Origin of the sequence: Asticcacaulis sp., assembly GCF_020217185.1 — a bacterium.
Lineage (GTDB): Bacteria > Pseudomonadota > Alphaproteobacteria > Caulobacterales > Caulobacteraceae > Asticcacaulis.
In genome coordinates, this window is sequence record NZ_JAIWNX010000289.1 from 1 (window position 1) to 10,000 (window position 10,000).

Here is a 10,000-nt window from a genome sequence, read left to right on the forward strand (position 1 = left end):
TCCATGGCCGGCGTGCCCGACGTCATCATCGAGCGCGCCCTCACCCACTTCGAACGCATCCACCCGGACTACGCCGAGGGTGTCCGGGCGGCGCTGAAAAGCAACAGATAAACAGCGCCGACAGCCCCGTCAGTTCGCCTGACGGGGCTGTTTTTTAAAGTGCCGCCTTATAGCGCCGGCTGCCGATGATCTGACGTCCGTCGGTCAGACGAATACGGACGTCTCCGGACGGCAGCGGCTCGATGGTCTGTATATGCTGGCGATTGACCAGTCGGGAGCGGTGGATCCGTAAAAACCCTTCCATGCTCAGTTGTGCTTCCCAAGCCGACAAGACGCCCCGCGTCAACCACATCTTGTCCGTCGTATGCACCTCGACATAGTTACCGGCGGCTTCGATCCACAGGACCTCCGCCGGATCGACAAACACAGTGCGCCCGCCGTCACGGATTTCCAGCTTGCGCCGGGCGGCGGGCGCGACGTGCATCTGGCGGCTGAATCGATCCTCCACCCAGATAATGGCCAGTATCAACAGGTAGCCGAGCGCGTCTTTACGCCCCTCATAAATGACGCGCAGCCACAGGTCCCCCTGACTGAAATCGTAGTCGCGTCCATCCAGCGCGTAGGCCAGTTCACGCAAGGCGACCATGCCACCGACATGCGACAGCGTATAGCCGAGAAATCCGGCCAGTTGCACGGCGACAAAGCGCCATCGCCCGACCCGGGCCAGTGGGAAGCGATAATAGATCAACACCCACGCCCACAGCCCGCCCAGCGTCATCACCGCGCTGCTCGTTTCCCAGACAATGGGCTCCCAGAATTTAAAATGACGCTCATCCGGCGGATTTTCGATCAGCACCGAACCGATATTCACGGCGCAACTTAACCCCACCAAAAAAGCAACCGCGATATATATTCGGCTCAATCGATCAAGGTACGTTCCGCCCTCACCGCTCGTCCCTGCTGCTTCCCCGCTTGTCACAGGCCGTTCCCCGTCCGTCCCAATCGTTTGTCCGCTCAAGGCTTAGGCGTGGCCCTGCCCTAGGTCTTAAGCTTAAGCGTGGCACAGTTTTCGAGGAAAAACCATATGACATCCGCTCCTCTTACCCGCCGTTACGATCTCGACTGGCTGCGTATCATCGCCTTCGGTCTGCTGATCTTTTATCATATCGGTATGTTCTACGTGACCTGGGACTGGCACGTCAAAAGTCCGCACGCCTCGGACTGGGCGGAACCGCTGATGCTGCTGACCAATCCGTGGCGGCTGGACCTTCTGTTCTTTATTTCAGGGGTCGGGGCGCGCTTCATGCTCGACAAGATGTCCGCCCGGGGCTTTGCCCTGTCACGTTTTCATCGTCTGTTCTGGCCGCTGGTCTTTGCCATCTTCGTGATCGTTCCGCCACAAGCCTATTATGAGCTGTTGGACGCGGTGCGTCTGGGACAAATTCCGGCTTACACCGATAGTTACAGCGCGTTTTATCTCAAATATATCAGTGGCTACAGCGGCTGGTGCGATGGCGAAGACTGCCTGCGCGTGCCGACTTGGAACCATATGTGGTTCGTCGCCTATCTATTGGTCTATTCGGCGGTTCTGACCCTGATCTGGCCGCTGCTAAAGCGGATCAAAGGGGACTGGCCCTTATGGACCTTCGTGCTGGGGCCCTGGCTGGTCCTTTGGGGGCTACGCGCCACCCTTTTCCCGGTGTTTGGCGACACCCATGCCCTGACGGACGACTATTATCTCCATGCCCTCTACGGCTTTCTATTCCTGCTGGGGGCTATGGTTGGGCGCTCAGACGCGGTGTTTGAAGCGACTCGTCGCTGGCGCTGGCTGTGGCTGTGCGTAGCCGTTGTCGCCTATGCGGTCTTCATGCCGATGAGCCTGTGGTCCGGCGGCGAACTGCCCCCGTGGGCCCTGTTCGTGCTGCGTGGCGCGCGTGAGGCGCAGGCGTGGTTCGCCATTCTGGCTCTGCTCGGCTTCGCCCGTCAGCACCTGTCCGCCGCGGATGGTCCTCTTCGTCGCACGTTAACCGAAGCCGTCTTTCCCTTCTATATTGTGCATCAGACCCTGATCGTCGTCGCGGCCTATCATCTGGCAAAATTCAACCTGCCCATTGGGTTGGAGTTCGCGCTCCTGATAGTGATCACGGTCGTGGGCTGCGTTCTGACCTATCTGATCGTTCGCGCAGTGCCCCGGCTGCGGCCCCTGTTCGGCCTCAGGCGATCCGCCGCCTAACGGTCAGGGCCAGAGCCAGCAACAGGCCGATGCCGATGACCGCCGTAAAGGCCATCAGCGGCTCGTCCTGACGCTGCACATTGGCCGCAGCGATCCAGCCCAGCGCCCAGACCAGCGGCACGGCATAGATGCGCGAGCGCGTCAGGCGCAGCATGATGCCCGCAAAGGCGATCAGGCCCAGCAGGAAGCCCAGTGACACCATGACCTGTCGTGGGTCGGGCTGAAGACCGGCGGCCACCAGTGCCGAGGTGAGGTTGACAGCCGTCGCCGCCGAAATCCAGCCGGTGACCAGAGCCAGCGGGGCCACGACAAAGCCCGTTTCGCTGTTGCTGAGGCTCAGCCGTTTCAGGCGCATCAGCCCGGTGAGGCCTGCGGTGAGCGACACGGTGATGATGCCAAAGCTCACCCAGTCGATGCCGTGGATGGGCACCCAGATCGACCACACCGTATTCAGCAACCAGATCACCGCCGTATGCGGCCAGGCGACCCGCAGCGCTTCATTGTCGGCGTGACGGATGGCCCACACCGCGCCGACCAGCGCCCACAGATAGATGACGCCCCAGATGGCAAAGGCCGGCCCCAGTGGCACCAGAGGGTGAGAGGTCAGGGCCGACTGTTCGGCAACGCTGCGGCCGACGCCCAGCCATTCCGGCACCTGGCCGCTGAAAATCTGCGCCAGACCGAGCAGCAACAGCAGCCAACCGGCCGCTGGCGCACGACCGGTACTGACCGAGTCTATAGAGGTGATGGTACGGGCCATGTGACTTCCCCTTGCTTGAACGCTTTTTATACGCTCGTCAGAGGGATTACGTTCACGCCCGGTCTATCACAAACGAGCGATCAGGCCTTTTTGACGAACTCGGTGCGCAGGACAAGGCCGCGTACCTTCTCGTGGTTGCACTCAATCTCGTCTTCGTCATAGGTCAGGCGGATATTCTTGATCAGCGTACCGCGCTTCAGCGTCACACCGCCCGACCCTTTAACCTTAAGATCCTTGATCAGGGTGACGTTATCGCCATCCGCCAGACGCGCGCCATTGGCGTCCTTTACGATCAGTTCTTCATCGGACATGGCGGGGCTCCTTGTTAGTTTCCATCGCGCCCTGCCTAACCGATCACCCTCATTTCCACAATACAGGTATGGAAATTAATCCCGGCAATAGCCTTCGCCGTTCGAGACGGAGACGCAATCCAGCTTGTCCGCCAGATATTTGACGCCGGTTTTGGCCCCGGTCGTATGGCGGATGAGTTGGGTTTCGCCGTTGCGCTCGATCTGCATGGCATTGCCATTGACCGTCCCCGTAAAGACGCCCGGTGTGCTCGTACCGCTCAGCGTCACTTCGTAATCGTGCTGACGCGCCACGACCTCCAGCGAGGCACCTTCCGGCCCGGTCCAGCGCCCGACATAGCCGGCGGCGACATCGGCGGCTTTTGACGCGCTGGTCGAGGCGGCGCTGGAGGCCGAGGCCTCCGCTTCGGTGGGGGTAGAGGTGTCGGGCTTGGGCGAACAGGCCACAAGCACAAACGGCAGGAGACAGAGGGCAAAACGCATCGCAACAATCCGGCGGGTATCAAGGTGTCTGAACCGCCAGATTAGCGCGAATAAAAACCGAGTGAGATAACAGCCTTATCGGCCATTTATAAATTCCGCATAATGCCTTTGCCGCAGAAGCGGCCTAATGGAACAGCAAAAGCCCGGCTATCGCCGCGTTCATCAGATTGGCCAAGGTGGCCGCGAGTAGCGCTCTCGGCCCCAGCTTGACGATCAGGTCGCGCTGATTGGGGGCCAGACCGCCGATCACCGCCAGCTGGATGGCGATCGACGACAGGTTGGCAAAGCCGCAAAGGGCGAAGCTCATAATGGCGGTCGAACGCGCCGACAACTGCCCGCCCTCTTCCATCAGGTGCAGATAGGCGACAAATTCATTCATGATCAGCTTTTCGCCAAACAGGCCGCCCGCCGCCACGGCCTCGTTCCAGGGAATATTGATCAGAAACATGACCGGTGCAAAGACAAAGCCCAGCATCCCCTGAAGCGTCAGGTCCGGGTAACCAAACAGGCCGCCTATACCGCCCAGAATGCCGTTGACCAGCGCGATCAGGGCCACAAAGGCCAGCACCATGCCGCCCACCGAAATGGCGATCTTCAGGCCGTCCTGCACGCCGTCGGAAATGGCGGCCAGCAGGCTTTTGGGGTGGTGGTCAGCGTCTTCCATGATCGGTTCGGGCGAATGGATCACCGCCCCTTTGGGATCGGGAATGATGATCTTGGCCATCAGCAGCCCGCCGGGTGCCGACATGAAACTGGCCGCCAGCAGATAATCAATCTTGATTCCAATTTGCGCATAGGCGGCCAGAATGGTGCCCGCCACGCCGGCCATGCCCGACGCCATGATGGCAAACAGTTGCGCCTTGCTCAGGCCTGCCAGATAGGGCCGCACGACCAGCGGCGATTCGCTTTGTCCGACCAGCACATTGGCCGCCGCCGCCAGCGCCTCAACGCGGCTGATGCCGATGATAAAGCCTAAGCCCCCGCCAATCACCTTGATGATCAACTGCATGATTTTCAGGTAATAAAGCACCGAAGCCAGCGCGGCGAAAAAGACGATGACCGGCAGCACATTAATGGCAAAACCCGCCCCGCCCGGCACATTGACCAGCCCGCCGAACAGCATGTCAATGGCGCCTTTGGAATAGCCCATCAGGGCTTCAACGCCGTGCGCAATGGCCTGAACCCCCGCCTTGCCCCAACTGGTGTGCAGGACCAGCACGCCGATCAGCACCTGAAGCGCAAAGGCACACGCCACCATGCGCAGCCGAATGGCCTTGCGATCGGCCGACACCAGAAACGCGATCAGCAGCAGGGTGAGAATGCCGCCTATGCCGATCAACCAGTGGTTACTGGTCAAACCGGAGGACAGGCCAGAAGACAGGCCAGTGATAGACGGAACGGAGGCGGAGGCAGAAGCGGCCATGCGGGTACTCAGGCAAAAACGAAGGGGTGAGCCTAAGCACCGCCGCGGGCCGGGGTCAATGCGCCCGCACTCAATAGGCGTATTTCGCCGCCAGTTCGAGGCGGTCCAGCCGCCCGCTCTGGCCATTCAACAGTTCGCGTTTACCGGTACGCAGTTCGATACCGAGATCGAGCCCCCTGACCGGTGTGAAAAACAGGTTGGCGGCCAGACTTTGCGCCGATTTCGACGCCAGAGCCGGGCTGGCTGCCGGATAGTCGGCGGTCAGGAACGAGGCGGCGAAGGTCGAACGCAGGCGCGGCGTCCAGCCCAGCTTCACCGCCACAAACCCTGAGGTGACGCCGACCATCTCCATCTTCGCGCCCGGCGTCCCGGCATAGACGACATCAGGCGCGAAGTTGAGCCCGACATAGCGCCCGATCCCTTCCCCGCCGGTCAGCATAAAGCGCAGATCATGGCGCGCCTTCGTCCCGAACGGCACCTTGCCCGACAGGCTGAGCCCGTAGCCCGATGCCATGGCCCCGACCGCGCCATTATCGACGGCCAGTTGTCGCGCCAGAACGGCCACCGCGAAATAGCCATAGGGCTTTTTAAGACTGAGGCGCGCCGTAACATCGGGCAGGCGGTCGTCATCGTTCTCGATCAGGGTCGCGGCGGTGGGCGTAATCGACGCCGTTTCGGAGTTTTCCAGCGCCACGGCCAGACTGTAGCCCGCCCCCAGCGGCAGCGTATAGCGCACCTGCGGCTGACGCACGAAGACCGTGCCTTCGGTGGGGCCGACAAAATCCGTGCTTTCCGGCAGGGCGGCGACGTTCTGGAACGTCGTCCAGTCCTGCCCAAACAGCCAGCGGCCATAGGTGATGTAGGCGCGACGCAGCGCCAGATTATAGCCATTGGTGGTGCGTTCGCTGCCACCGCCGGGCGTGGTCTGGAAATCGGCCTCGACATAGCCGCTTAAGCCCGAACCGCTGTCCATCGACACCGTCAGGCGCGTCTGTTTGGCGATAAAATCGGCGTCGCTGTGTTCGCTCACGCCACCTACCGGAATCTGCGACGGCAGGTAGAAGTCGCGCCCCAGCGATCCGGTGGCCAGATCGCCGGAATCATAGCGGCTGAACAGGGCATTGGTCTTGAGAAAACCGCCGAAATGTAAGGCGGGTCCGGTAGCTTGGACGGGTTGGGTCTGGGCGGATTGAGGCGGGGCGGACGGCGGGGCCTTTTCGGCCTTCAACCCGGCCAGTTCGGCCCGCAGACGGCTCAGCTCGCCCTCCATCGCCGCCAGCCTTTGTTCCAGCGCCGCCTCAGACGGCGCGGTCTGTTGCGCGCTGACGGGGCCAGCCGCCAGCGCCAGCCCGACCGCAGAGGTCAGGCCGATCAGGGTATATCGCATGTGAACCTCCCCGCTTTTTGTTTGCCCTTTTTTGCTATTCCGGGTGGGCAGCGGTGAGACAGAGGATCAGGCCGAAGGGGCGGTAATTGAAGGGCGACCTTGGTCGAGACGCCCCCCGACCTTGGTCGTTCAGACCTTGGTCGGATAACGTAACGGAATGCGTCCCATAGCCGCACTTGGGTCTGGACATGTCAGCGCCAAGGGTACAGATTGGGCGCGCCAGCATTTTCAATAATAAAAAGAATGCGGCCGGAGGTTTCGTCTTGAGTATGCCCCTTCCCGTTTCGGCACCCTCCATTCTGGTCGCCGATGATCACCCGCTCTTTCGTCAGGCCCTGATACTGGCGGCGCGAAAAGTCCGCCCGGACGCCCATATCCTCGAAGCCGGTACGCTGGACGCGGCGCTGGAGGTCGTGCGTCAGGCCACCAACCTCAAACTGGTCCTGCTCGATCTGCGTATGCCCGGTGCCGAGGGCTTTTCCGGCGTCGCTCTGCTGCACGCCGAGGTGCCGCATGTACCCGTGCTGGTCGTCTCGGCCGCCGACGCCGAAAAGGCGGCGCGCGAAGCCCGGCGCTTCGGCGCGGTGGGCTTTATCGGCAAGGACCAGCCGCTGCCGCGCATGCAGGAGGCCATCAGCGACGCTCTGGAAGGGCGCGTCAGCGACACACCGCCCGCCGATCCGGAGGTCGATACGGTGGCGGCCAAGGTCGCCGACCTGACCCCGACGCAGTTGCGTGTCCTGCTGGGCGTGCTGGCGGGGCGGCTCAACAAGCAGATCGCCTACGACCTCAGCATTTCGGAGGCCACGGTGAAGGCACATATGACCGCCATCATGCGCAAGCTGGATGTGCAGAACCGTACTCAGGCCGTGCTGGCCGCCCGCGCTCTGGGCATCGGGATAGAGGGTTAAACCCCCAGCCACTGCCGCAGGGTTTTGGGCTCAGCGGGTTTGGCGAAGACCGGCACGCCCGCCGCCTCGGCAGCCGCCTCGGTCGCCGGGTCGCGGTCTGCAGTGATCAGGGCCACGCGCAGGTCTGGATTACGCCCGCGCAAGCGCCGGATCAGCGACAGGCCGTCCTGACCCTCGCTCAGATTATAGTCAATCAGGGCGCAGTCGGCGGTTTCGGCCTGATTGAAGGCCGCCTGCGTGTCATCCACTGCCTGCACCTCACACCCCCACTGGGTCAGAAGCGCCGACATGGCTTCGCGCACTGCGGGCTCATCATCGACGATCAGCACGCGCCGTGCCGGGGCGTTAATCGCCACCGGTCCCGCCGTCGCGGCCTCTACCGCTTGAACGCGCGGCAGGGTCACCGCAAAGCGGCTGCCGCGCCCCGGGCGCGAACGCACCTCGACGCGCAGCCCCAGAAGGCGCGCCGTGCGCTCGACAATGGCCAGCCCCAGCCCGACCCCGGCCTCACCCGATACGCCCAGCCGCTCAAATTCGCGGAAGATACGGTCCTGATCCGCCTCGGCAATGCCGACGCCGGTATCATAGACCTCGATCCGCACACGCTCTGGGCGCGGCCGCAGCACCAGCAGCACGCCACCGCTTTTTGTGTAGCGCACGGCATTGGACAGGAAGTTTTGCAGGATGGAGCGCAGCAGGGTGCGGTCGCTCTCCACCCACACCGACGGCGCGATCAGGCGCAGGCTCAGCCCCTTTTCCGCCGCCAGCGGCGTGAAGATCAGGCTCAGATCCCACGCCAGAACTGACAGGTCGAAGCGCACCGGGCGCGGCGTGACGCCCCCGGCATCGAGCTTGGAGATATCGAGCAGGGATTTCAGCAGGGCATCCGCCGCCTCGATCGAGCGTTCGACATTGTCGACCAGCGCCCGCGCCTCGCCTTGCGTCTCCTCCGCCAGAGCCGCCGTAAACAGGCGCGCGGCGTGCAGCGGTTGCAACAGATCATGGCTGGCCGCCGCCAGAAAGCGCGTCTTTTCTTCAGTAGCCCGCGCCAGAGCCGAATTGACCAGACGCAGCTCCGCCGTCCGGCGTTCCACGCGGCTTTCCAGCTCGGCGCGCGCCGTTTCCAGCGCTGACAGGGCGTCGGCCTCGCCCGTCACATCGGTAAAGCACATGACATAGCCGCCGCCGGGCATGGGGCCGCCGACCGTGCGGATCACCCGCCCGTCATTGCGCCGCCGTTGAAAAGCGTGGTGCGTGCCGCGCCGCATGTGGTCCAGCCGGCGGGCGACGTGGCTTTCGACCTCGCCCGGCCCGCATTCGCCGCGTTCGGCATTGAAGCGGATCAGCTCGGCCACCGGCGTGCCGACGCGCACAAGCTCAGGCGGGTATTGAAACAGCTCCAGATAGCGCGTGTTCCACGCCACCAGCCGCAGGTTCTGATCGACCACGCTGACGCCGGGGTCGATGTTTTCCAGCGTCGCCGCCAGAAGACCGCGCGAAAATTGCAGGCTCTGACCCGAGCGATCGAGCAGGCGCGCCACCTCATCGACGCTGATCGCCGTGCCGGACAGGGCAGACGACACGATGGCGTGAGCCGAAGGCGCGCCGACCACCCCGGCGATTAGCCGCTCAGCCCGGCGCACAGCGGCGCGGTCGATGGGGGCGTGGTCCTGTATGCGGCCAAAGGCTTCGGCGACCGCTTCGGGCCCGGCAAAGCGTGCCGTCAGCGTGGTCAACTGCCCCAGACTGTGCACCGCGCCTTGACGCACCGTCGGCGTCAGGCGCAGGCCAAAGCCCGGACGGGTGTGCCCGAAGGCCGAGACCAGCCCCCAGGCGGCGGCATTGGCTCCCAGCGAGGCCACTACCCCGTGCACCAGCGGATTGAGGTCCGGCCACAAGGCCTTTACGCCGAACAGACCCTGCGGATCGAACAGGGTCAGGGCCGCCCCTTCAAGCCAGTGCGGCGAAGCTATGGTCGGCCAGAACAGGGTGTAGGTCCACACGATCAGCCCGGCCAGCAGCCCGGCCTGAATGGCGGCGGCATCGCGCGCCTTGCCATTGACGGCCAGAAGCAGGGCCGGCGTAAACTGCGCGATAGCGGCGAAGGCGATCTGTCCGATGACCGCCAGTTGCTGCCCCGGCGGCACCCACAGGGCATAGGTCAGGGCCGCCCCCATCACCGCCGCAATCGAGGCGCGGCGCACCCACAGCATCAGCTTGCCGAAATCCGCTGCTGCCGAGGCGCTGCGGTGACGCAGCAGGAAGGGCGCGATCAGGTCGTTGGAAATCATGGTCGAAAGGGCGATGGTTTCGACCAGCACCATGCCCGTCGCCGCCGCAAAGCCGCCGATAAAGGCCAGCAGGGTCAGACCATTCAGCCCCGCCGCATAGGGCAGGTTGAGCACGAACAGATCATGCGGCACGTCCGGGCTCAGAAGCGTCAGTCCAGCCAGCGTAATGGGCGGCACCACCACCAGCGTCGCCAGCAGATAACC

General features: G+C 63.3%; 10 protein-coding genes. 3 read left to right on the forward strand and 7 right to left on the reverse strand.

Features of this window, described 5'->3' with window-relative positions; genetic code table 11:
- Window positions 1–3 precede the first annotated feature (3 nt).
- A complete protein-coding gene (locus tag LDL37_RS14825) occupies window positions 4–111 on the forward strand; it encodes a catalase-related domain-containing protein (protein ID WP_290799597.1) in 108 nt (35 codons plus the stop codon).
- A 43-nt stretch (window positions 112–154) separates the two neighbouring features.
- Here LDL37_RS14825 and LDL37_RS14830 read toward each other — a convergent pair whose 3' ends face one another.
- Window positions 155–871 (reverse strand): LytTR family DNA-binding domain-containing protein, encoded by a 717-nt coding sequence (locus LDL37_RS14830; RefSeq protein ID WP_290799590.1) that lies wholly within the window; start codon window positions 869–871, stop codon window positions 155–157.
- A 213-nt stretch (window positions 872–1,084) separates the two neighbouring features.
- On the opposite strand from LDL37_RS14830, the gene LDL37_RS14835 reads away from it, so the two are divergent.
- Window positions 1,085–2,233, forward strand: coding sequence for an acyltransferase family protein (locus LDL37_RS14835; protein ID WP_290799591.1), 1,149 nt, complete (start codon window positions 1,085–1,087; stop codon window positions 2,231–2,233).
- Here LDL37_RS14835 and LDL37_RS14840 read toward each other — a convergent pair.
- The 5 genes from LDL37_RS14840 to LDL37_RS14860 all read right to left on the reverse strand — a co-directional run bounded on the left by LDL37_RS14840 (window position 2,214) and on the right by LDL37_RS14860 (window position 6,594).
- Complete coding sequence (locus LDL37_RS14840; RefSeq protein ID WP_290799592.1) at window positions 2,214–2,993, reverse strand: hypothetical protein; 780 nt, start codon at window positions 2,991–2,993, stop codon at window positions 2,214–2,216. The genes LDL37_RS14835 and LDL37_RS14840 overlap by 20 nt on opposite strands.
- A gap of 80 nt (window positions 2,994–3,073) precedes the next feature.
- Window positions 3,074–3,304, reverse strand: coding sequence for an alkylphosphonate utilization protein (locus tag LDL37_RS14845; RefSeq protein ID WP_013478955.1), 231 nt, complete (start codon window positions 3,302–3,304; stop codon window positions 3,074–3,076).
- A 75-nt stretch (window positions 3,305–3,379) separates the two neighbouring features.
- Entirely contained in the window at window positions 3,380–3,784 is a 405-nt protein-coding gene (locus LDL37_RS14850) for a hypothetical protein (RefSeq protein WP_290799593.1), read from the reverse strand.
- A 124-nt stretch (window positions 3,785–3,908) separates the two neighbouring features.
- Complete coding sequence (locus LDL37_RS14855; RefSeq protein WP_290799594.1) at window positions 3,909–5,207, reverse strand: nucleoside transporter C-terminal domain-containing protein; 1,299 nt, start codon at window positions 5,205–5,207, stop codon at window positions 3,909–3,911.
- A gap of 70 nt (window positions 5,208–5,277) precedes the next feature.
- Window positions 5,278–6,594 (reverse strand): DcaP family trimeric outer membrane transporter, encoded by a 1,317-nt coding sequence (locus LDL37_RS14860; RefSeq protein ID WP_290799595.1) that lies wholly within the window; start codon window positions 6,592–6,594, stop codon window positions 5,278–5,280.
- A 269-nt stretch (window positions 6,595–6,863) separates the two neighbouring features.
- On the opposite strand from LDL37_RS14860, the gene LDL37_RS14865 reads away from it, so the two are divergent.
- The gene (locus LDL37_RS14865) at window positions 6,864–7,505 is read left to right on the forward strand and encodes a response regulator transcription factor (RefSeq protein ID WP_290799598.1); all 642 of its coding nucleotides are present in this window, start codon (window positions 6,864–6,866) and stop codon (window positions 7,503–7,505) included.
- On the opposite strand, the gene LDL37_RS14870 is transcribed toward LDL37_RS14865, so the two are convergent.
- On the reverse strand, window positions 7,502–10,000 hold a 2,499-nt coding region (locus LDL37_RS14870; protein ID WP_290799596.1), incomplete at its 5' end, for a PAS domain-containing hybrid sensor histidine kinase/response regulator. The two genes, LDL37_RS14865 and LDL37_RS14870, sit on opposite strands and share 4 nt — an antisense overlap.